The organism is Agromyces protaetiae, assembly GCF_030866785.1.
Lineage (GTDB): Bacteria > Actinomycetota > Actinomycetes > Actinomycetales > Microbacteriaceae > Agromyces > Agromyces silvae.
Genome location: NZ_CP133018.1, coordinates 3374412 through 3395885, shown reverse-complemented (window position 1 = coordinate 3395885; position 21474 = coordinate 3374412). Strand labels below are relative to the sequence as shown.

At 72.6% G+C, this 21474-nt stretch carries 18 protein-coding genes; 12 read left to right on the top strand and 6 right to left on the bottom strand.

Going from position 1 to position 21474, the window contains the following annotated elements:
* Positions 1–165: 165 nt before the first annotated feature.
* Together QU602_RS15550 and QU602_RS15545 are read right to left on the bottom strand one after the other, a co-directional pair.
* Positions 166–1107: an energy-coupling factor transporter transmembrane component T gene (locus QU602_RS15550; protein ID WP_308797364.1), complete on the bottom strand. Its 942-nt coding sequence runs from the start codon at positions 1105–1107 to the stop codon at positions 166–168.
* The gene (locus QU602_RS15545; protein ID WP_308797363.1) at positions 1104–2963 is read right to left on the bottom strand and encodes an ABC transporter ATP-binding protein; all 1860 of its coding nucleotides are present in this window, start codon (positions 2961–2963) and stop codon (positions 1104–1106) included. The genes QU602_RS15550 and QU602_RS15545 overlap by 4 nt, the downstream gene beginning before the upstream one ends.
* 210 nt (positions 2964–3173) lie before the next feature.
* Here QU602_RS15545 and QU602_RS15540 point away from each other — a divergent pair, with 210 nt between their 5' ends.
* Together QU602_RS15540 and QU602_RS15535 are read left to right on the top strand one after the other, a co-directional pair.
* On the top strand, positions 3174–3584 hold the full coding sequence (locus QU602_RS15540) for a transferase (protein WP_308797362.1): 411 nt from the start codon (positions 3174–3176) through the stop codon (positions 3582–3584).
* Between the two features lie 129 nt (positions 3585–3713).
* Entirely contained in the window at positions 3714–4301 is a 588-nt protein-coding gene (locus tag QU602_RS15535; RefSeq protein ID WP_308797361.1) for a hypothetical protein, read from the top strand.
* Here QU602_RS15535 and QU602_RS15530 read toward each other — a convergent pair.
* A complete protein-coding gene (locus QU602_RS15530) occupies positions 4294–5340 on the bottom strand; it encodes an LLM class flavin-dependent oxidoreductase (RefSeq protein ID WP_308797360.1) in 1047 nt (348 codons plus the stop codon). The two genes, QU602_RS15535 and QU602_RS15530, sit on opposite strands and share 8 nt — an antisense overlap.
* A 137-nt stretch (positions 5341–5477) precedes the next feature.
* Between QU602_RS15530 and QU602_RS15525 the strand changes: the two genes are divergently transcribed.
* Entirely contained in the window at positions 5478–6926 is a 1449-nt protein-coding gene (locus QU602_RS15525) for an FAD-binding oxidoreductase (protein WP_308797359.1), read from the top strand.
* Between the two features lie 123 nt (positions 6927–7049).
* Positions 7050–8252, top strand: a complete 1203-nt coding sequence (locus QU602_RS15520; protein WP_308797358.1) for a hypothetical protein — start codon at positions 7050–7052, stop codon at positions 8250–8252.
* A gap of 126 nt (positions 8253–8378) precedes the next feature.
* Here QU602_RS15520 and QU602_RS15515 read toward each other — a convergent pair whose 3' ends face one another.
* Positions 8379–9134: a GntR family transcriptional regulator gene (locus QU602_RS15515; protein ID WP_308797357.1), complete on the bottom strand. Its 756-nt coding sequence runs from the start codon at positions 9132–9134 to the stop codon at positions 8379–8381.
* A 270-nt stretch (positions 9135–9404) separates the two neighbouring features.
* On the opposite strand from QU602_RS15515, the gene QU602_RS15510 reads away from it, so the two are divergent.
* The 8 genes from QU602_RS15510 (at position 9405) to QU602_RS15475 (ending at position 20257) form a co-directional block, all read left to right on the top strand.
* A complete protein-coding gene (locus QU602_RS15510) occupies positions 9405–10481 on the top strand; it encodes a substrate-binding domain-containing protein (protein ID WP_308797356.1) in 1077 nt (358 codons plus the stop codon).
* 33 nt (positions 10482–10514) lie between these two features.
* Positions 10515–12047 carry a sugar ABC transporter ATP-binding protein gene (locus QU602_RS15505; protein ID WP_308797355.1) on the top strand — a complete coding sequence of 511 codons (1533 nt, stop codon included), beginning with the start codon at positions 10515–10517 and terminating at the stop codon, positions 12045–12047.
* The gene (locus tag QU602_RS15500) at positions 12044–13039 is read left to right on the top strand and encodes an ABC transporter permease (protein WP_308797354.1); all 996 of its coding nucleotides are present in this window, start codon (positions 12044–12046) and stop codon (positions 13037–13039) included. The genes QU602_RS15505 and QU602_RS15500 overlap by 4 nt, the downstream gene beginning before the upstream one ends.
* Positions 13036–14094: an ABC transporter permease gene (locus tag QU602_RS15495; protein ID WP_308797353.1), complete on the top strand. Its 1059-nt coding sequence runs from the start codon at positions 13036–13038 to the stop codon at positions 14092–14094. Before QU602_RS15500 ends, QU602_RS15495 begins: the two co-directional genes overlap by 4 nt.
* Positions 14087–14971, top strand: a complete 885-nt coding sequence (gene lsrF / locus QU602_RS15490) for a 3-hydroxy-5-phosphonooxypentane-2,4-dione thiolase (protein ID WP_308797352.1) — start codon at positions 14087–14089, stop codon at positions 14969–14971. Before QU602_RS15495 ends, lsrF begins: the two co-directional genes overlap by 8 nt.
* Positions 14972–15073: 102 nt before the next feature.
* Positions 15074–16714 (top strand): glycerol-3-phosphate dehydrogenase/oxidase, encoded by a 1641-nt coding sequence (locus QU602_RS15485; protein ID WP_308797351.1) that lies wholly within the window; start codon positions 15074–15076, stop codon positions 16712–16714.
* A gap of 19 nt (positions 16715–16733) precedes the next feature.
* Positions 16734–18233: an FGGY-family carbohydrate kinase gene (locus tag QU602_RS15480; protein ID WP_308797350.1), complete on the top strand. Its 1500-nt coding sequence runs from the start codon at positions 16734–16736 to the stop codon at positions 18231–18233.
* Complete coding sequence (locus QU602_RS15475; RefSeq protein ID WP_308797349.1) at positions 18230–20257, top strand: SDR family NAD(P)-dependent oxidoreductase; 2028 nt, start codon at positions 18230–18232, stop codon at positions 20255–20257. Before QU602_RS15480 ends, QU602_RS15475 begins: the two co-directional genes overlap by 4 nt.
* A 165-nt stretch (positions 20258–20422) precedes the next feature.
* On the opposite strand, the gene QU602_RS15470 is transcribed toward QU602_RS15475, so the two are convergent.
* Together QU602_RS15470 and QU602_RS15465 are read right to left on the bottom strand one after the other, a co-directional pair.
* Entirely contained in the window at positions 20423–20656 is a 234-nt protein-coding gene (locus QU602_RS15470) for a glutaredoxin family protein (protein WP_308800197.1), read from the bottom strand.
* A 264-nt stretch (positions 20657–20920) separates the two neighbouring features.
* Positions 20921–21454, bottom strand: a complete 534-nt coding sequence (locus QU602_RS15465) for a dihydrofolate reductase family protein (RefSeq protein WP_308797348.1) — start codon at positions 21452–21454, stop codon at positions 20921–20923.
* Positions 21455–21474: the final 20 nt, after the last annotated feature.

Genomic DNA, 21474 nt, shown 5'->3' with positions numbered 1-21474 from the left:
GGGGGATGCCCCGGGCTCGTGCCCGGGGCATCCGCCTGTCTGCCGGGCGGCCGCGTGGCGAGTCGTCGGCAGATCCTCGCAACACGCCGTGTGCGAACGCCATGCACCGGCGCGCCCTGAAAGTTCTCCGACGACTCGCCGCGACTCGCCGTGTCTCGGCGTGCGTCAGCGGGCGGCAGCCCACCAGAAGAGCGCGGCGGCGGCGACCCAGAACGCGATCACGAAGACGGTGTCACGCGCGCGCCAGCGGCTGATCGTCCGCTCGGTGCGGGTGGGGTGCGCGCCGAAGGCGCGGGCGTCCATGGCGAGCGCCACGCGCTCCGCGTGCCGGATCGCGCTCGCGAGCAGGGGGATCGCGAGCCCGATCGTGCGCCGGAACCAGGCCAGCGGTCCGCGGCCGTGATCGACGCCCCGCACGCGGTGCGCGGCCCGGATCACCTCGAGCTCGTGCCCGAACCGCGGCACGAACCGCAGTGCCGCGAGCGTCGTGTACCCGATGCGATACGGCACGCGCAGGTTCTGCACGAGTGCGCGCACGAGTTCCGGCCCCGTGGTCGAGACACCCGTGATGAGCGAGAGCATCACGACGGCCACGATGCGGAGCGCCGTCGCGAGTCCCACGAGGAGGGCGGCGGCGGTGTAGCGCCAGTCCCCGATCTCCACGAGCACGACGGATGCCCCGGGCGCGGTCTCGGCCACGCGCGACGGGTCGACCCACGCGCCGAAGCTGAGGGCGAGCAGCCCGATGACGAGCGGCGTGCCGACGAGGAGGAACAGGACGGTTCGCGCGCGCAGCTTCGCGCCGACCAGGATGAGCACGAGCGACGCGACCACCAGGACCCCCGGCACGAGCAGGTCGCGCGTGAAGATGACGGCGACCATGACCGGCAGCGGTGCGGCGATCTTGGCGAGCGGGTTGAGTCGCAGCAGGAATCGGCCGCCGCCAGAGGCCGCGGCGGGCTCGGTCGCCCCGGTCGTGGTCGGCGCGGTCCCGACCGAGCGGGGCGCGGCGCCCGGTGCTCCACGGCCGGCCTCGACTGCGGTCGCGGCGGCCGGGTCGCGTCGCGGACGAGCGACCGCCGGCCGCGGATCGGGAGGGATGCTCATGCGGCGCCTCCCGTCGACGGCAGCTGCGCGAGCCGGGTGACGCCGTGCCAGGCGGGGTGGCGGATCAGCCCGCGGGTCGCGCGGGCGAGCGGGGGATGCCGCAGCCCGGCCTGTTCGATGAGCGGCCCGGCGAGCACGTCGGCGGTCGGCCCGACGCCGAGCAGTCGTCCTTCGGCCATCACGGCCATGCGCGTGGTGTGATCGGCGACGAGTTGCAGGTCGTGCGTGACCACGAGCACGGTCGTGCCCTCGTCGTTCAGCCGGCGGAGCATCCCGAGCAGTTCGGCCGCGCGCTCGCGATCCTGGCCGAACGTGGGCTCGTCGAGCGCGAGCACCGGGGCGCCCGCGATCAGCGCGGTCCCCACCGAGAGACGCCGCTTCTGCCCGCCGGAGAGCAGGAACGGATGCTGCGCGCGCAGCGCGTCGAGCCCGAACCGCCGGAGCATCCGCTCGACGATCTCGTCGCGTTCGGCGTCCGGCACGTCCTGCTGGCGCAGGCTGAGCTCGAGCTCCTCGCCGACCGTCGGCGCGACGAACTGGTGCTCGGGGTTCTGGAACACGAAGCCGATGCGGCGGGTGCGTTCGCGCGCGTCGGCGCGCGTCGGGTCGAGGCCCAGCACCTCGACGGCGCCGGGCGGCGCCGGGATCACCCCGGCGATCGCCTGCAGGAGGCTCGTCTTGCCCGCCCCGTTCGTGCCCACGATGGCGAGGAACTCGCCCGCGGCGATGTCGAGATCGACCTCGTGGACGACGGTCGGCCCACGGCGGCCACCCCGCTGCACCGACAGGCCCCGGACCCGCACGGCGGTCGCGCCCGTGGCATCCGTCGCGCCCGGGGTGTCTGTCGCGCCCGTGGCATCCGTCCCGCGCTCGCCGTTGCGAGTCGTCGGCACGTCCGCGTCGACACGCCGGCTGCGGCCGTCTGCGTCGGCGTGTCGGGCGATTCCGCCGACGACTCGCGACGGCACGGCCGGCGCCGGCAGCTCGGGCGCGGCGTCGAGCGCGGCGCCGAGCTCGGACGGTGTGAGCGGCAGCGGGTCCAGCACGATGCCGGCGTCGCGCAATCGCAGTGCGGCGATCGTCGACACGGGCAGCCACACGCCGAGCTCGGCGAGCTCGAGCGCACGTGTGCGCAGCAGCTCGCGCGCCGGGCCGTCGGCGACCAGCCGGCCGGCCCGGTCGAGCACGACGACCCGGTCGACGAGGTCGACCGCGGCGTCGAGGTTGTGCTCGACCAGCACGATCGCGTGGTCGCGCTCGCTCGCGAGCTCGCGCAGCACCGCGTACACCTCGTCGATGCCCGCCGGGTCGAGGTTCGCGGTCGGTTCGTCGAGGACGAGCACGCGCGAGTTCATGGCCAGCGCGCACGCGATCGCGAGGCGCTGACGGCCACCGCCCGAGAGCCGGTCGGGGTCGTCGCCGCGCCGCTCCCACAGCCCGACCAGCTTCAGGGCGCGCTCCGCGCGCGCGAGCACCTCATCGGCGGGGACGAGCTGGTTCTCAGGGCCGAACGCGACCTCGTCGAGCACACTGCCCGTGACCACCTGCGCATCGGGGTCCTGAAACACCATCGCCACGTGCGCGCTCAGCTCGCCGACCGTATGCGTCGCGGTATCGAGCCCGGCGACCCGGACCTGCCCGTCGACCTCCGCGGGCACGGCGTGCGGGATCAGCCCGTTGAGCGCGAGCGTGAGGGTCGATTTGCCGCAGCCCGACGGCCCGAGCACGAGGACGACCTCGCCGGGCCGGAGGTCGAGCGTGACCCCGTCGGGTGTCGCGGCCGCGGCGCCGGCATGCCGGATGCGCACGTCGTCGAGCTCGATGAGCGGTGGCTCGCCGTGCTCGGCTGACGTCATGGAAGAATCCCGGGTTTCGAGGCCGGCGTCGTCGCGGGCGCGCTGGAACGCGCCGGTTCAGAAGGGAACCGGCTCCCGTCAGCCTACGGGCCGTAAATCAGCGCGCGCCCGAGCGCAAGGGAATTCCCAGATCAGGTTCGGTGTTGTATCCATGTTCGGACGTGAGAGTTTCCAGGTCCGTGCAGACACCTGTCCGTGAAAGGAGGACACGTGGGCATCCACTACGTCGAGTTCGAGGACGAGAGCGGGGTGCTGCGCCGCTACCGCAAGCACCCGAACGGTCGCGGCCTCGTCGCCACCACCGCGAAGGTCGACCCGACCGCGTTCGTCGACCCGACAGCCTACGTCGACCCGGGAGCCGAGGTGCAGCGCCATGCGAGCATCGGGCCGGGGGGCTGGGTGGACCGTGACGCGATCGTCGCCGAGCGGGCGATCGTGGGCGTCAACGCGCACATCGGCCGCCACGCGGTCGTCGGCCGTCACGCGGTCGTCGGCCCGTATGCCACGATCGGCGACGGCGCACGCGTGCAGAACGGCGCGCGCGTCCCGCGGGATGTCGTGATCGCCGAGGGCGACGAGTTCCACGCGTCGACCGACGACCTCCGCCGCCTCGCGGCCTGACCCGCCGCCCACGGATGCCCCGGCTTCTGCCGGGGCATTTCCGGTGCCGCCGCGTCTGTGGCGGAAGATCGTGCATGAGCGTCCGCTCTTCTGCGGCCCGGGCCGCAGCGTGCTGGATAGGCTCGCGGCATGCACGAGGTACGCGTACCGGGAGCACTTCGCGAGGCGTTCGGTGAGCGGCAGAGCCGCGCCGACCTCGCCCTGATCCTCGGTGGTGGGCTCGCCCTCGCCGCCGTCATCTGCGTCCTCGGCAGCGCCCAGCTCATCGCCGTCGACTGGTGGCGTGCCGTGATCGCCGTCGTGCTGCTCGCGGACATCTGCTGCGGCTGCATCGCGAACTTCACGCACGGAACCGACCGCTACTACGCCGACCGCTCGAAGCTGCGCTGGATCTTCATCGCAGTGCACCTGCACCTGCCGATCATCGCGCTCGCGCTCGGTGCGGCGATCCCGTTCGCGCTGGCCGTGTGGGCGGCGACGATCGCCGGTGCGAGCGTCGTCAACCTGCTGCACGGCAGCCGGCTGCAGCCGCCGGTCGGCGGCCTGCTGCTCGCGGCGACGCTGACCGGCATCGTGGTCACCGTGGCGAACGGGACCGTGCCGGTGTTCATCGCCGTGGCGGCGGCGCTCTTCACCCTGAAGGTGCTCTACGCGTTCGGCGTCACCCACTTCCGCCGTGCCGACGCGCCGGCGGAGACCTCAGCCGTCGTCAGCTGAGCGCGCCCGCGAGCAGCTCGAGGGTCTGCACGCGCCCCGGCGTGGCATCCGTCGCCTCGCTCTCGTAGCTGCCCGCGATGGGGACGATCATGACCTCGTCGACCCCGTGCCGCTCGGCGAGGCGGCGCACCTCGGTGGCCGAGGCATCCGCATCGCCGATGATCCAACGCCGCCGCATGGCGGCGATGAGCTCCGCACCGATCGAGTCCTGCGGGGCGGCGAGCGCCTCCTCGACGGTCTCGAGCGGCCGCATGGGCAGATTGGCGCGCAGCCGCGCCATGGAGCGCAACTGCGGCAGCGCGCGATCGGATGCCTCGTCGGCGGTGGGCGCGACCGAGGCGTTGACCGTGAGGAACGTCACGGGCGTCGGGTGCGCCTCGCTCGGCCGGTACTGGGTGCGGTAGAGCTCGAGCGCGCGCTCGAGGCCCTCGCCCGAGAAATGGTTGGCGAACACGTACGGCAGCCCGAGCTCGGCGGCGAGGTTGGCCGAGTAGTCGCTCGACCCGAGCAGCCAGACCGTCGGCGTGCCCGTCGCAGCGGGCGTCGCCGCGATCGCGTACTCCCGGCCGCTGGTGAGCCGCAGGTTCGCGCCCTCGGGCGACAGCAGGCTCATGATGTCGGCGATGTGGTCGGGGAAGCGATCGACGTCGGCCGTGGGGCCGCTGATGCGGAGCAGCTGCGTGATCACCGGGTCGCTGCCCGGTGCACGGCCGATGCCGAGGTCGATGCGCCCGGGCGCGATCGCCTCGAGCGCCGCGAACTGTTCGGCCACGACGAGCGGCGCGTGGTTGGGCAGCATGACGCCGCCCGACCCGACCCGGATGCGCTCGGTGTTCGCGACCGTCGCCGCGATGAGCACGGGCGGCGTGGTCGAGGCGACCGCGGGCATGTTGTGGTGCTCGGCGAACCAGAACCGCTCGTACCCCAGCCGGTCGGCGGCGCGGGCCAGCGCGATCGAGGCGGCGACCGCGCCGCCCGAGGACTGGCCCGTGCGCACGGGGACGAGATCGAGCACGGACAGGCGCGGTGTGGTGGTCATCACCGGTGCCAACGGATGCCTCGTGCGAGGTATTCCGCGACGCCGCGAGGGGTAGCCCTGAGCATGGCGGCGGGAACGCCCTGACGCGGTCGCGGCGGAGCCTGACTCGAATGGGTCCAAACCCGAAAGGACCCACCGTGAACACCCATGCCAGCACGCCCTCGGCAGCACCGGCCACCGAGCGCGCCCCGCTCAGTCAGACCGCCGCCCTCGCACGACTCGCCACCGAGCTCGACGGACGCCTCGTCACGCCCGCCGACGACGGGTGGGATCTCGCTCGCGCCGCGTGGAACCTCGTCGTCGACCAACGGCCCGCCGCGGTCGTCATCGCGGCCTCGGCCGCCGACGTCGCCCGCACGATCGACGCCGCACGCGTGGCGGGACTCGCGGTCGCACCCCAGGCGACCGGTCACAACGCCGGCCCGCTCGCCGACGGCGGGCTCGAGGACGTGATCCTGCTGCGCACGCATGAGCTGCGCGGCGTCGAGATCGATGCCGACGCCCGGGTGGCGCGCGTCGAGGCCGGCGCGCAATGGGGCGACGTGGTCGCCGCGGCCGCACCCCACGGCCTCACCGCGCTCGCCGGGTCCTCGCACGACGTCGGCGTGGTCGGCTACACCCTCGGCGGCGGACTGTCGTGGCTCGCCCGGTCGCACGGCATCGCGGCGAACCACGTGATCGCCGCCGAGGTCGTGACGGCCGATGGGCGGGCGCGGCGCATTGACGCCGAGCACGACGAGGAGCTGTTCTGGGCGATCCGCGGCGGGGGCGGCGACTTCGCCGTCGTCACGGCGCTCGAGTTCCGGCTCTACCCGGTCGGCGATGTGGTCGCCGGCACGCTCTTCTTCCCGCTGGAGCGCACCGAGGAGGTGCTGCAGGCCTGGCGCGAGTGGACGCAGACCGTGCCCGATTCGGTGACGAGCCTCGGCCGTGTGCTGCGGGTGCCGCCGCTGCCCGAGCTTCCGCCGTTCCTCTCCGGCAAGTCGTTCGTCGCGATCGAGGCGGCCATCCAGGACACGCCGGAACGCGCCGATGAACTGCTCGCACCGCTTCGCGCGCTCGGCCCCGAACTGGACTCGATGCATCCGCAGCCCACCGCCGAGCTGCTGCAGCTGCACATGGACCCGCCCGGCCCCGTGCCCGGCTTCGGCGACGGAATGGCACTCTCGGAGCTCAGCCCCGAGACCGTGCGCGCATTCGCCCGCGCGACCGGACCGGAGTCGGAGTGCGCCCTCGTGTCCGTCGAGATCCGGCATCTCGGCGGGATGGTGCGGCCTGCGGCCGCGAAGCGGCAGGCCGCGTCGCGCGGGTTGCCGTTCCCCGGCGCGACCGTGGGATTCGATGCCGCGTACGCGGTGTACGCGGTCGGCATCGCGGCGCCCGGGCTCGGTGAGCGGCTGACGACCTCGCTCGGCCGGCTGTTCTCGCTCATCGAACCGTGGCGGGCCGAACTCGGGTATCTCAACTTCGCCGAGCGCGTCGTCGACGCGGAACGGCTGTTCGGCGATCGGCTGCGACGACTGCGGGCTGTGAAGCAGGAGGTCGACCCTGCGGGACGCCTCCGATCGAACCATCCGGTCCGTTAACCTCTGTGCCCCGATGCGTCAAGTGTCCCGCAAAAGGGTGTCGCTCGTGGCCTGGTCTTCCTAGGCTGAGGCACGAGCGGCACCGCGGTCGCGGGTCGCGAGACCAACCCGGAGGAGGAACGAATGGCCGTTCACTACGAGTTGCCCACCACCGCGGACTTCGCTGCATTGGCCGGCGAACACTACCCCGCGATCAGCATCTACACCTCGACGTCGCCGGTCGTCGCCGAGCGTGAGCGTGCGGAGGTCGCGGTGAAGAGCGCGTTCGACGAGGCGATCGAACGCGTTCGCGCTGATGGGGCACCCACGGCTGAGGTCGATGCGCTGCGCCGCAGCCGCGACTCGATCCTTCGAGACCAGCCACTGTGGGGCAATCTGTCACGTTCGATCGCGATCTTCGTCGCGCCCGGATTCGAGGAGGTGTTCGTCCTCCCGAATCGGCTCGACGACGCCGTCCACGTCGGCGCGCACTTCACGCTCGGTCAGTTGTTGCGCGCGCCGAGCCAGGATCAGGAGGCGTACGCGATCACGATCTCGGCGCACGAGTGGTGTGTCTGGCATGCGACGCCGACCGATCGTGCGACGCGTCTCGAGATCGAGGCCGAGGGCCTCGAGAACCTCGATGCGGCGACGAACCGGGAGCCGGGTGAACGTGCGCCGCGCGGCGCCGGCAGTGGTGTCGGAGCGCAGAACGGAGCCAGCCGGCTGGAGGGCGACGAGGGGCGCAAGACGCTCCTCGACCTGTACGCCAAGCGGGTGTCCGATGTGGTCAAGCATGACCTGTACGAGCGCGACCCCGAGGAGCGGATCCCGCTGTTCGTGTTCGCGACCGAGCCGCTGCTGAGCCTGTTCATCGATCGCAGCCGCAACGGGCGGCGCATCGTGCCGGTGCCGGGTGGTTCCGACCGGCTGAATGCGGCAGAGATCGACGAGGCGGTCCGGCACCAGCTCGCGAAGCTCAACGTGCACGAGGCAGTGTCGCAGCTGCAGACGCTCGCCGACGGCAGCGCAGGACGCGTCGAACGAGACCTCTCCGCGATCGCCCACGAGGCGGTCGAGGGCGCGGTCGAGACGTTCTGGTTCGACTTCACGACGTCGGTCAACGGCACGCTCGACCGGGAGTCGGGCGCGATCGAGTTCGCGAGCGGCCACGGTGCCGGGGACGCGCTCACCGACGGACGTCGTGCCGGCGATCTGCTGCCGCAGCTCGCGCTGCTGGTGATCGCGCGGGGCGGTCGCGTCGTGACCGTGCGCGGCGACGATCTCGAGGGCACGGCCGCGTGGTCGGGGCCAGCGATGGCTGAGCTGCGCTTCGCGCTGACGTAGCGCCGGCCGGCCGGCCGCTCAGCAGCGCCACTTCCGACCGATTGCGCCACTTCCGACCGATTGCGCCACGTACGGCGGTCGTGGCGCAATTCGTCGTACGTGGCGCAATCGGCGCGGGCGCCGCGGTCAGCGGATGCCGACGTGGAACCGCGGCTCGCCGCTGCGGTGCAGCCCGCGGTAGTACTCGAACGGCGTGCCGTCGTCGCGCCACGTGATCGACTCGATCGCGAGCGCCGGCTCGCCGGCGTTCAGCTGCAGCAGCTCCGCGTCCTGGGCGGACGGGATGACCGCCTCGAGCCAGCGGTCGGCGCCCTTCGGGGTGACCCCGTAGTGGCGCCGCAGGTGCTCGTACAGCGAGCGGTTCTCGAGGTTCGCCTTCGCGACCCCGGGAAAGAGCGTTTTGGGCAGGGCGGTGTCCACGAGCAGCCATGGCAGGCCGTCGACCGATCTGAGCCGGCGTAGCCGGGTGACCTCGGTGCCGGCATCGAGGTGCAGCGCCTCGGCCTCGTCGTCGGTGGCGGCGCCCTCCTCGATCGACAACACGTGGGTGGTCACGGTGCGGCCGGTGGCGCGCAGGTCGGCGGCGGACCCGAGGGTGCTGCCGATGAAGCGCAGTGCGGGCTTCGTCGGTGAGACGAAGGAGCCCTTCGCGCGGATCTTGTAGATGAGTCCCTCGCGCACGAGCTCCGCGAGCGCCTCGCGTACGACGGTCCGTGAGACGCCGAAGCGGTCGATGAGCTCGGCCTCCGACGGCAGGGCCTGATCGGGGGCGAGCTCATTGTGCCGGATGGCGTCGCGCAGCACGGCGACGAGCTGCTGCCAGAGCGGCGTCTCTGCGCCGCGATCGAGCCGGTCCCCGCGGAGCGAGCTGTGCTGAGCCATCGATTCCTCTCTCCGCCGCCTCGCCGCCCGTCGACGCTGACGAGAGACTACCGCTTCCGTTTTCGTTCGGGCCGAGCCGAGCCGAGCGATCGACGAGCGCGGTAATTGCCAACTTGTCATGATGAGTTGAGTATGACAAGTTAGACACGACAAGTTCGAGACCGGGTCACCGGGATCGAGGATCCGGCCGAATCGCCGGAACGCACGCAGTACTCGCGTCGGCCCGCCGGGCCGGCGTCTCGCAGCGAAGCGAACACTGGAGGCAGAACAATGTCGTTTGGAACCCTGCGGCGCAGCGCCGTCGCACTCGCGGCCGCAGCCGCGCTCATGCTCACCGGCTGTGCCGGCGGCGACGCCGAAGCCGGCGAAGGCTCGTCCGATGGCGAGGGCATCTCGATCGCCCTGTCGAACGGCTTCGTCAACGGCTGGCGTCTGACCCTCATCGACAAGTTCGAGGCCGAGGCCGAGAAGCTCAAGGGCGAAGGCATCGTGTCCGAGTTCTCGACGGTCAACGCGCCCGGTGAGAACAGCGCCACCGAGCAGGCCTCGCAGATCCGCAGCCTCATGCTGCAGTCGCCCGACGTACTCATGGTCATCCCGGCATCCTCGACCGCGCTCGTGCCGGCCGTCGAAGAGGCCTGCGCCGCAGGCATCGAGGTCATCGTGCTCGACGCCGACATGGACGCCGAATGCGCGACCATCGTGCGCAACGCGTACGACCAGTGGGGCGAGGTCTCCATCCAGCCCGCGCTCGACGCCATCGGCGGCGCCGGCAACATCGTCATCAACCGCGGCGTCATCGGCTCGCAGCCCGAGGAGGAGTTCCACGCTCGCCAGCTCGAGATCCTCGAGGAGTACCCCGACGTCACCGTCGCGGCCGAGGTCAACGGCTACTGCGACTCCTCGACCGCGCAGAAGGAGATCGTCTCGGTGCTCGGGTCGCTGCCCGAGATCGCGGCGGTGCCCGGCTGCATCGGCGGCATGGGTGTCATCCAGGCCTTCGAGTCGGCCGGTCGCCCGCTGCCCGTGGTCGTCTTCGACACCGACGGCAAGTCTCTGGCGTTCTGGAAGGAGCGGGGCATCGACAACGGCTCGTTCGCCGCGCTGACCGACCCGGGCCAGGCCGTCGCCGCCATCTACGTCGCGCTCGCCAAGCTCGCGGGCGACGAGGTGCCCAACGAGGTCGTGCTGCCGCTGCTGCAGATCGGCCAGGAGGACCTCGACACCTGGGTGAGCCAGCTCGATGCCGACGAGTACGCCGCGTACCCGTGGGACGAGGCGTCGGTGAAGGCCGCCATCGAGGCGAACCTCGCGGGAGACCCCGTCGAGGCGCCCGCCATCAAGTAATCCCGCCCGCCGACGAGCCCGAAGGAGCCACCGATGTCCTCCATCGCGACCGGAACCGCAGCGGCGCACCGCCCAGGCGCGCGAGCGGCCACCGCCGACACGATCGCCGCGATCGGCGTCGCGAAGCGCTACGGCAGCACGAGGGCGCTGCACGGCGTCGACCTCGCCGTCGCGCGCGGTGAGATCCTCGGGCTCGTCGGTCACAACGGCGCCGGCAAGAGCACCCTCATGCGGCTGCTCGCCGGCCGCGAGCAGCCCGACGAGGGCGCGATCGTCTGGCGGGGCGAGTCCCGGCCGTGGACCGCGTCGGCCGCCGCCGAGGCGGGTGTGCGCATGGTCTACCAGGAGCTCGCGCTCTGCGCCGACCTGACCGTCGCCGAGAACGCGGCGCTCTCCGACCCGCGCCGCGCCCGCTTCGGCTGGCGCGGCCGGGCAGAGCGCCGGGTCGGCGACGTGCTCGACGAAGTGTTCCCCGGCCACGGGATCAGCGTGCTGAGACGGGCCGGCGAACTGCCGATGGCCGAGCGGCAGATGGTCGAGATCGCCCGGGCGCTCTGCACCGACCGGCTCGGCCTGCTCATCCTCGACGAGCCGACCGAGTCGCTCGGCGTCGACGCCGCGGGTCAGCTCTACGCGCACCTGCGCACCCTCGTCGCGGACGGCGTGAGCGTGCTGCTCATCTCGCACCGCATGCACGAGGTGCGCGCGCACAGCGACCGCATCGCGGTCATGAAGGACGGCACGGTCGTCGGCGTCTACGCCGCGCAGGAGGCCACCGAGGACGGCCTCCTCGCCGCCATGGGCGGCGAGGTGCGAGCGGATGCCTCGGCCCTCGAGCGTGCCGAGGAGCTCGTCGAGGATGCCGCGGGAGAGACATCCGCACCGGACGAAGCTGCCGAGGGTGCGCTGGTCGCCGAGCTGCGCTCGGGTGACGGCCACACCGTCCGCGTTCACGCGGGCGAGGTCGTCGGTCTCGCCGGCCTCGCCGGGCAGGGGCAGGAGCGCGTGCTCGGCCGGCTCTGGCGCGGCGGCCGCGGCGCGACCGTGCCGAAGCGCCGGGCCTACGTGCCCGGCGACCGGCAGACCTCCGGCATCCTGCCGCTCTGGAGCGTCGCCGAGAATCTCACCGTCTCCGCGCTCCGGCAGATCTCCAAGCTCGGCGTGGTCGACGGCCGCGCGAAGCGCGACCTCGCGGGTCGCTGGATCGACGCGCTCCGCGTGCGCGGCTCCGCATCGACCCCGATCACCGCCCTCTCCGGCGGCAACCAGCAGAAGGTGCTCGTCGCCCGCGCCTTCGCGACCGACGCCCGGCTGGTGCTCCTCGACGATCCGTTCCGCGGCGTGGACGTGGCCACCAAGAACGAGCTGTACGCGCTCATGAGGGCGGAGGCCCGCGCCGGGCGCGCCATCGTCTGGTACTCGACCGAGAACGGCGAGATGGCGCACTGCGACCGGGTCTACGTGTATCGCGCCGGCCGCGTGGTCTCCGAGCTCGCGGGCGAGACGAACACCGAGGAGCGCATCATCGCCGACTCCTTCGACGACGCCACGGGAGGCACCCGATGACCACCACCGCCCCGGCGGGCGCCGCACGCACGCGCCCGGCCCGGCCGACGTTCGGCGCCCGCGCCAGGACGAGTGCCGTGCACGGCTCGCCCGCGCTGCTCTCGCTCGTGGCGCTGATCGCGATCTTCGCGATCGCGGTCGCGATCCAGCCCGGCATCCTCAGCATCCCGGGCCTCACGCTCATGCTCATGTCGTCCATCCCGCTCGTGTTCGCGGCGCAGGCGCAGATGCTCATCATGTCGGTCGGCGACATCGACCTCGGGATCGGCTACCTCGTCGGCCTCGTCACGGTGATCGCCGCGACGACGCTCGCGCAGAGTCCGCTGCTCGGGCTCGCGATGCTCGTCGGCATCGTCGGCGTGTACGCACTGCTCGGCTTCATCGTGCAGCGCCGCGGGGTGCCGTCGATCATCGTCACGCTCGGCATGTCGTTCGTGTGGCTCGGGCTCGGGCTGCAGCTGCTGCCGACGCCTGGCGGCGCGACCCCCGACTGGCTCGCTGCGATCGGCAGCTGGCGCCCGACGGCCTTCCCGGCGCCGATCCTGTTCATCGTGCTCGCAACGCTCATCGGCTGGTACCTCGCCCGCCGCAGCAAGGCCGGCATGCGCATGCGCGCGCTCGGCTCGAGCGCCGCGACGCTCGACAAGGCCGGCCGCTCGCGGACCGCGACCCGGGTCACCGCGTACGTGCTCGCGGCCGTGCTCGTCATCCTCGCTGGGCTCCTGCTCGCCGCGCAGACCCGGTCGGGGGACGTGAACTCGGCCAGCAACTTCACCCTCATGACCATCGCCGCGGTGATCCTCGGCGGCGGCACGTTCTCGGGCGGCCGCGCCCTCCCCATCGGCGCCACGCTCGGCGCCGTCACGCTCGGCCTGATCACCGTGCTGCTCAGCCTGGTGAACCTCTCGTCGAGCCTCCAGTCCGCGGCGCAGGGCATCATCGTGCTCGCCGTGCTCGCGGGCCGCGTCGTCACCGAAAGGTTCACCCGATGAGCACCGTGAAGCCGCGCCCCGCCGCCCCGGGGCCCGAGACGACCGCGATCGCCGCGGCATCCGAACGCCGCCGGTTCACCTGGCCCGCGTGGGGTTGGTCCCTGATCGGCGTCGCCGTGGTCTGGGCCTGCATCATCGCCGTGCGGCCGGGCGCGCCGTTCGACCCGCTCGCGCAGGCGCTCTCGCTCGCCCCGTTCCTGGTGCTCGTCGCGCTCGGCCAGATGCTCGTCATCACGCTGGGCCCCGGCAACATCGACGTTTCCGTCGGCACGGTCATCTCGATGGCCTCGTACGTCTCGGTCGCCGTCGGCCAGTCCGCGGGCCCGCTCGTGGGTGTGCTCGCCGCGGTCGCCGCCGGGGTCGTCGCGGGACTGATCAGCGTCATCGCGATCCTGCTGCTCCGGGTGCCGCCCATCATCGCGACGCTCGCGACGAGCCTCATCGTCACGTCGGCGACGCTGCTGCTCGCCGACGCCAACCGGGCCGGCGCAGACCCGGCGCTGCGCGGCCTCGTGAACGCGAAGGTCCTCGGCATCCCGGTCATCGCGCTGCTCGTCGTGCTCGTGACCGTCGCGATCTGGTTCATGTTGACGCGCACCCGGTTCGGGCTCTCGATCGTCGCGGTCGGCCAGAGCGCACCGGCCGCCGAACGCGCGGGCATCCGGGTGCGCGGTGTGACCGCGAGCGCGTACCTCGTCTCGGCCGGGTTCGCCGGACTCGCGGGCGCGCTGCTCGCGGCCTTCATCTCGCCGAGCACTGTGCTCGGCACCTCGTACATGCTCGACTCCATCGCCGTGGTCGTCATCGGGGGAACCCTCATCTCGGGCGGGCGCGCAGTGCCCGCCGGAGCCTGGACCGGCGCGATGTTCTTCGTGCTGCTGTCCGGCCTGCTGAACCTCGTGGGCTGGCCGGTCGGTGCGCAGAACATCCTCAAGGGCGTGCTCGTCGTCGCGGTCGTGGTCATCTCGACCGCGGCCACGGGCACCGGCCGGTCCACCCTCGCGCGGCTCCGCGCATCCCTGCACCTCGGAAAGAAGGAGACCATCCATGGCTGACCTCGACGACCTGCGCGACGGCACCGACTTCGGCGGCGCGGCCGCCGGCCCGACCGCCGTCGGCGGCGGATTCCACCTCAAGGGTCTCGGCGGCCAGGACTGGGGCATGCGCGCCCGGCTGTCTCGCATCTTCGACCCGGCGGACGGCAAGACCGTCATGCTCGCCTTCGACCACGGGTACTTCCAGGGCCCGACCTCGGGCCTCGAGCGGCTCGACCGCTCGATCGTGCCGCTCATCCCGCAGGCCGACGCGCTCATGTGCACGCGCGGCGCGCTGCGCACCACGATCCCAGCCGACAGCGGCAAGGGCATCGTGCTGCGCGCGTCGGGTGGACCGAGCGTGCTCAAGGAGCTCTCCGACGAGGAGCTCGCGGTCTCGATCGACGACGCCGTCCGCCTCGACGCCGCGGCGCTCGCGGTGCAGGTCTTCGTCGGCGGCGACAACGAGACCAAGTCGGTGAAGAACCTCACGACGCTCGTCGACCAGGGGCAGGCCACGGGGATCCCGGTGCTCGCCGTCACGGCGGTCGGCCGCGACATGGTGCGCGACGCGCGCTACTTCCGGCTGGCGACCCGGATCTCGGCCGAGCTCGGCGCCGCCTTCGTGAAGACGTACTACGTCGAGGAGGGTTTCGAGACCGTCACCAGCGCCTGCCCCGTGCCGATCATCATCGCGGGCGGCAAGAAGGTCGAGGAGCGCGAGGCGCTGCGCGTCGCCTACCGGGCCATCCAGGAGGGTGCGGCCGGCGTCGACATGGGCCGGAACGTCTTCCAGTCCGAGCACCCGGAGGCCATGCTCCAGGCGGTGCGCGGCGTCGTCCACGACGGGCTCACGCCCGACGAGGCCTTCGCGCTCTTCGAAGAGCTCTCGCACTGAGCCAGGGGGCCGGCGACGAGGCATCCGTCGCCGGCCCGTCACGAACGCTGCAGGGTGCCGCCAGCCGCGCGCCCGCGCTCTCTCACCGGAGGACTCACCAGCATGCCCGCTCTCTCGACGTACGCACCCGCGCCCGCCTCCGTCGACGTCGCCGTGATCGGCGCCGGCATCAACGGCCTCGCGATCGCCCGCGAGGCCGCACGCCGCGGCCGCTCCGTGCTGCTCATCGACCAGGACGACGTCGGCGCCCGCACCTCGGCGATCGCGACCCGGCTCATCCATGGCGGGTTGAAGTACCTCGAGCGGATGGAGGTGCACCTCGTGCACGAGTCGATCCGTGAGCGGAACATCCTGCTCGAACGCGCGCCGCACCTCGTGCACCACTACCCCATGCTCATCCCGTTCTCGAAGGGCGCGAGCCGGCCCGGATGGCTGCTCTCCTGCGGGCTGCTCCTGCACGACGTGCTCTCGTTCCGGAAGCCGCTGCCGTTCTCACGCGTCGTCTTCGGCGGGCGCCTGCGGCGCGACTACCCGTCGCTCGTCGAGGGCGGGCTCAAGTGGGGCGGGCTGTTCCACGACGCGAACGTGCCGCTCACCGAGCGGCTCTGTGTCGAGCTCGCGATCGACGCCCAAGCGCACGGCGCGACGGTGCTCACGCACTCGCGCGTCGAGTCCATCGTGCGCTCGGGCGGAAGGGTCACGGGACTGCGCTACCGGGACCGCGTCGACGGCGAGCTGAAACAGGTCGACGCACGCGTCGTCGTGAACGTGGCGGGACCGTGGGTCGACGCCGTGCTCGACCTCGCGGGAACACACGAGCGGAAGATCGGCCCGACGAAGGGCAGCCACCTCGTCGTCGACGCCTTCCCCGGTGCGCCGTCGACCTGCATCTTCTTCGAGTCGCCCGACGACACCCGGCCGATGTTCGTGCTGCCCTGGGCCGGCAAGTACATGATCGGCACGACCGATCTGCCCTATGACGGCTCGATCGACGAGGTCGTGATCGACGACGACGAGGTCGACTACCTGCTGCGCGCGGTGAACGACCTGATCCCCGCGGCGAAGCTCACGGCCGACGACGTGCTCTGGTCGTACTCGGGGGTCCGGCCGCTGCCCTACGTGGCCGACCTCGACGACCCGTCGAAGGTCAGCCGCGACCACGAGATCATCGTGCACGCTGGCGACCGCGCCGGCCTCGTGACGATCGTCGGCGGCAAGTTCACGACGCACCGCGCGCTCGGCGAGCTCGTCGCGAAGCGGCTCGAGAAGGCGCTCGGCGGGCGGCCCGCGAAGTCGCCCACGCGCGACGCCGACTTCCCGGGTGCGCCGGGCGGCGACTGGACCGCCTTCCGGGACGCCTACGTGCGAGACAGCGCGCTCACTCCCGCGGCCGCGGAGCGGCTCGTCGACACCTACGGGCGACGCGCGACCGAGATCGAGGCGCTCGTCGTCGCCGAGCCCGAGCTGGCCGAGGTGGTCGACCGCGACACCGGCGCCATCGCGGCCGAGGCCGTGCACGCCGTCCGCAACGAGGGCGCGCACACGCTCGAGGACGTCATCCTCCGGCGCATGGCCGTCGGCGTGAACCGGGATGTCGGCCTGACGGCGGCGCCCGCGATCGCAGCCGTGCTCGTCGCGCACGCCGGGTGGAGCCGCGAGCACGCCGACACCCAACTTGACCGGTACCGGGTCGCGGTGCGACGCTTCATGCCGCGTGGACTCCGGGCCGAACGGACTGCCTGACCACCGCGAGGAGATCCACGTGACGAAGAAGCACTGCGTCGTCGGCATCGACGTCGGCCTGACCGCCGCGAAAGCCGCGGCGTTCGACGAGGCCGGCAACGAGCTGCGCACCTACTCGGCGCCGAACCCGCGGGTCGCCGTGGCGAGCGATCGCCAGGAGATCGACATGGACGGCCTCTGGGGTGTCGTCGCCGAGGTCCTGTCGAACCTGACCGCGTGGCTCGACGCCGAGGGCTGGGAGGTGCGCGCCATCGGCGCGACCGGCCACGGCAACGGCCTCTACCTCGTCGACGACGAGCTGCGCCCGGTGCGGCCGGCGTTCGCCTCGACCGACACGCGCGCCGAGCCGATCGTCGCCGGGCTCGACCTCGACGAGGTCGAGCGGGTGCGCGCGGTCACGGGCTCCATGCCGTGGGCGGGGCAGCCGGGCCTGCTGCTGCGCTGGATGCACGAGCACGAGCCCGATGTGCTGGGACGCGCCCGCTGGGCGCTGACCTGCAAGGACTGGATCACGGCGTGCCTCACGGGCGTCGCGAGCGCGGACTATTCGGATGCCTCGGCCTGCGGCCTCGTCGCGCTCGCGTCGCGCGAGTACGAGGGTGCGACGTTCGACCTGCTGGGGCTGCCGCGCGAGCTCATGCGGCTGCTGCCCCCGCTCGCGGAGTCCGATGCGGTGGCGGGCCGGATCACCGCGGAGGCCGCCGTGCAGACCGGGCTGCCCGTCGGCACGCCGGTCGTGGCCGGCTGCATGGACTGCGTTGCGAGCCCGATCGGCGCGGGCGCCGTCGGTCGCGGGGACGTGACGATCATCGTCGGCACCTGGGCGATCAACGCGGTCGTCGTGCCCGCCGACCAGGCGCCGCCGCGTGTGACGCTGAACGCCCTGCTCCCCGAGCCGGGGCTCATGCTCGCCGCGGAGGTCGCGCCGACGTCGGCCGCGAGCATCGAGTGGTACTCGTCGCTCATGTCCACGTTCGCCGTCGACCAGATCTCTCCGCAGCAGCTGCTCGCCGCCGCGGCCGACGTGCCGGCCGGCGCCGACGGCCTGCTGTTCCTGCCGTTCGTGCACGGCGCGCCCGAGCACCTCGGCGCCTCCGGGAGCCTGCTCGGTGCGCGCGGCAGCCACGGCTACCGTGAGGTCGCGAGGGCTGTGGCCGAGGGCATCACGCAGTACCACCGTGTGCAGCTCGAGAAGGTGCGCGCAAGCGGTGCGACCGTCTCCGACGAGCCGTGGACGCTCGCGGGCGGCGGTGCGAAGAACCCGCTCTGGGCGCAGATGTTCGCCGACGTCGTCGGCCGCCCCGTGCGCCGGCAGCTCGGTACCGAGCTCGGCGCGCGCGGCGTCGCCTCGCTCGCGGCTCGCGGCGCGGGGGTGGACACCGAGTGCTGGCGGGTGGACCCCGATCCCGGGCTCGTGGTGTCACCCGGCGTCGAGCGTGAGACGTACCGGGAGCAGGGGGAGCGGTTCGACCGCGTGCTCGCGGCCATGGGCGCGGTCTGGACGGAGGTGGCCCGATGAGCGGCGGGAGGGAAGCGGCGGCTGGCGCGGAGCGCGACGCGCGCGACGCCCGCGGGGCGCGCGAGGCGGCCCGCGAGGCCGGCGTGCCGGCGAGGCATCCGCTCGGACCCGAGGTCGCGGCCGCGCTCGAGGAGATCACGCGCGCGTCGCGTGCGCTCGGCGGGGACCCCGCACTCGTACTCCACGGCGGCGGCAACACGTCGATCAAGGCGACGGGCAGGGATGTCACCGGCGAAGCCGTCGAGCTCGTGCTCGTGAAGGGCAGCGGCTGGAACCTCGGCACGATCGAGCCCGCGGGGTTCGCGCCGCTTCGGCGTGCGAGGCTGCTCGACCTGCTGCGGCTCGACGAGCTCGACGACGAGCGCATGGTGAACGAGCTGCGCCAGGCGTCGCTCGACGCGAATGCGCCCACCGCATCGATCGAGGCGCTGCTGCACGCGCATCTGCCGGCGCGCGTGGCCCTGCACTCGCACGCCGATGCGATCGTCGCACTCACGCACATCGAGGATGCCGCGGAGCGCACCGCCGAGGCGCTCGGCGACGGCGTGCTCGTGCTGCCGTACGTGATGCCGGGCTTCGAGCTCGCGAAGCTCATCGCGAGCGCCGACCTCACGGGCATCGACGCGATCGTGCTGAGCGGCCACGGGCTGTTCACGTTCGCCGACGACGCCGATGCCGCGCTCGCGCGGCACCTCGAGCTCGTGGCACGCGCGTCCGAGGTGCTCAGCGTCACCACGTGGGGCGACGCGGGCGACGCGATCGCACGGCCGGGGGAGGCGCTCGAGGTCGCGCGGCTGCGCCGGGCGGTCAGCGAGGCCGCGGGGTATCCGATGTTCGTCGTCCAGTCCGACTCGGCCCGCGCACTCGCGTTCGCCGCACGCGACGGGGTCGCCGAGCTCACCTCGCGCGGCACGGCCACGCCCGAGCACGTCATCCACACCAAGCGCACGCCGCTCGTGGGGCGCGACGTCGCGGCCTACGCCGCCGAGTACCGGGCGTACGTGCAGCGACAGCGCGGCCGGGCTCGTAGCGCGTTCACCGAGCTCGACCCCGCACCACGCGTCGTGCTCGACCCCGAGCTGGGGCTCATGACGGCAGGGGCGACGCTCGGCGCCGCGGGCGCCGCGCGCGACATCGCGCTGCACACCATTGACGTCATCGACGCCGCCGACCGGCTCGGCGGGTACCGGTCGTTCGACGAGGGCGACAGCTTCGACATCGAGTACTGGTCGCTCGAGCAGGCGAAGCTCGCGAAGGCGAAGCGGCAGGCGCTGGATGGCGAGGTGGCCGTGGTGACCGGGGCCGCGTCGGGCATCGGGCGGGCCATGGCGGCGGCACTGCTCGCACAGGGTGCGGCGGTCGTGGGCATCGATCTGAACCCGGGCGTCGAGGCGGCGTTCACCGGCGGCGCCTGGCGGGGCGTCGTCGGGGATGTGAGCGACCCCGACGTGCTCGATGCCGTGTTCGCCGTCGCGGCGCGCGACTTCGGCGGCGTGGACCTGCTCGTCGTGGCGGCCGGCATCTTCCCCGAGAGCAGCTCGATCGCCGAGCTCGACGACACCGTGTGGGAGCGTGCCATGCGCGTGAACGCCACGGCGGTCGTCCGCGCGCTGCGCGCGGCGCATCCGTACCTGTCGCTCGCGCCGCGCGGTGGACGCGTCGTGCTCGTCTCGACCAAGAATGTCGCGGCGCCGGGCCCCGGCGCGGCGGCGTACTCGGCGAGCAAGACGGCGGCGGCGCAGGTGGCGCGCGTGGCCGCGCTCGAGTGGGCCGGCGACGGCATCCGGGTGAACCAGGTCGACCCCGACGCCGTGTTCGACACGGCGATCTGGACGCCCGAGCTCCTCGCCGAGCGCGCCGCCCGGTACGGGTTGACCGTGGAGGAGTATCGCACGCGCAACCTGCTCGGCGTCGAGGTGACGAGCGCGCTCGTGGCGGACGCGGTGCTCGCGTTCTGCACGGGCCTGCCGGCGACGACGGGCGCCCACCTCTCGGTGGACGGCGGCAACGACCGCGTCGTCTGACCCGGCGCGCGCCCGCGTGCCCGCCACCCGGATGCCTCGCGGCCGCGCCGCGCTCGGCTGTCCCGCTCCCGCGCGTGCGAGGACCTCACACCGTCACGATCTGCGGGTGTGTTCGCGTGAACACCCACGGATTGTGACGGTTCGGCGGGTGAGGCGGGGGTGGGGTCAGGCGGCGGCTTCGTCGTCGAGCTTCGCGGCGAGCTCGGCGTCGGTCGGCTCGGTGAAGTGCGTGCCGTCGGGGAAGACGACGACGGGGATCTGGGTGCGGCCCGAGATCGCCTTCGCGCGGTCGGCGCCGTCGGCGACGACCTCGAGGTCGACGTACTCGTAGTCGACGCCGCGGCCGTCGAGCAGCGCCTTCGAACGGCGGCAGTCGCGGCACCAGTCGGCGCCGTACATGGTGATGCGGGCCGGGTTCAGGTCGGTGGCTGCTGAGGAATTCACATCACTAAACTACGTCGCGACCCTGAGCGCTATTCCCAGGATGGCGCCAGCCGGGCCGTCGCTGCCATCGGAATCGACGTGCCGCCCCGAGGTGGTGGGCCGCGCGGCGCCGGCACGCGGTCTCGCCGTGCACGGCACGGTCGTCGAGCAGACGCACGGCGAGCCCGCCGGATGTCGCGGGCCTCGTCGACGAGCGACCGACGAGGCGCGCCCCGGGTTTCACTCCTCCGGGGTCACGAACCGGTAGGTCGACTGGACCGCGCCCTGCTCGGTGGCGAACGAGTCGACCAGCTGCGGACGCAGCGGGCCGGGTTCGGGCCCGAACAGTGGGATGCCGGTGCCGATGAGCACCGGCACCCGCGTCACCGTCAGATCGGCGAGGAGCCCGGTGGCGATGAGGCCCTGCACCGTGCGCCCGCCGTCGGCGTACACGCGCCGCACATCGGTACCGTCGATCGCCGCCCGCAGGGACGGGACGTCGGCGTGCACGGTGATCGGCGACTCGCCCATGTCGGGCTGCGGCCCCGTCGGAAGCGAGCCCGAGAGCACATGGATCGGCATGCCCCGGTAGTACTCCGGCGCCATCTCACGCATCACGTCATAGGTGTGCCGGCCCATCGCCATGGCATCGACGGAGGCGAAGAACTCGTCGTACCCGGTGGCGTCGAACGCGGTGAGCCAGTCGAGCTCGTTGTTCGGCCCGGCGATGTATCCGTCGAGACTGCAGCCGAGGAATGCGTGGAAGGTGACCATCATGAGAACGTACGCTTCCC

Excerpts from the sequence above, each read along its gene's own strand:
- QU602_RS15550 (WP_308797364.1), bottom strand. The coding sequence starts at position 1,107 with ATGAGCATCCCTCCCGATCCGCGGCCGGCGGTCGCTCGTCCGCGACGC.
- QU602_RS15545 (WP_308797363.1), bottom strand. The coding sequence starts at position 2,963 with ATGACGTCAGCCGAGCACGGCGAGCCACCGCTCATCGAGCTCGACGAC.
- QU602_RS15535 (WP_308797361.1), top strand. The coding sequence starts at position 3,714 with ATGCACGAGGTACGCGTACCGGGAGCACTTCGCGAGGCGTTCGGTGAG.
- QU602_RS15530 (WP_308797360.1), bottom strand. The coding sequence starts at position 5,340 with ATGACCACCACACCGCGCCTGTCCGTGCTCGATCTCGTCCCCGTGCGC.
- QU602_RS15520 (WP_308797358.1), top strand. The coding sequence starts at position 7,050 with ATGGCCGTTCACTACGAGTTGCCCACCACCGCGGACTTCGCTGCATTG.
- QU602_RS15515 (WP_308797357.1), bottom strand. The coding sequence starts at position 9,134 with ATGGCTCAGCACAGCTCGCTCCGCGGGGACCGGCTCGATCGCGGCGCA.
- QU602_RS15510 (WP_308797356.1), top strand. The coding sequence starts at position 9,405 with ATGTCGTTTGGAACCCTGCGGCGCAGCGCCGTCGCACTCGCGGCCGCA.
- QU602_RS15505 (WP_308797355.1), top strand. The coding sequence starts at position 10,515 with ATGTCCTCCATCGCGACCGGAACCGCAGCGGCGCACCGCCCAGGCGCG.
- QU602_RS15500 (WP_308797354.1), top strand. The coding sequence starts at position 12,044 with ATGACCACCACCGCCCCGGCGGGCGCCGCACGCACGCGCCCGGCCCGG.
- QU602_RS15495 (WP_308797353.1), top strand. The coding sequence starts at position 13,036 with ATGAGCACCGTGAAGCCGCGCCCCGCCGCCCCGGGGCCCGAGACGACC.
- lsrF (WP_308797352.1), top strand. The coding sequence starts at position 14,087 with ATGGCTGACCTCGACGACCTGCGCGACGGCACCGACTTCGGCGGCGCG.
- QU602_RS15485 (WP_308797351.1), top strand. The coding sequence starts at position 15,074 with ATGCCCGCTCTCTCGACGTACGCACCCGCGCCCGCCTCCGTCGACGTC.
- QU602_RS15475 (WP_308797349.1), top strand. The coding sequence starts at position 18,230 with ATGAGCGGCGGGAGGGAAGCGGCGGCTGGCGCGGAGCGCGACGCGCGC.
- QU602_RS15470 (WP_308800197.1), bottom strand. The coding sequence starts at position 20,656 with ATGTACGGCGCCGACTGGTGCCGCGACTGCCGCCGTTCGAAGGCGCTG.
- QU602_RS15465 (WP_308797348.1), bottom strand. The coding sequence starts at position 21,454 with ATGGTCACCTTCCACGCATTCCTCGGCTGCAGTCTCGACGGATACATC.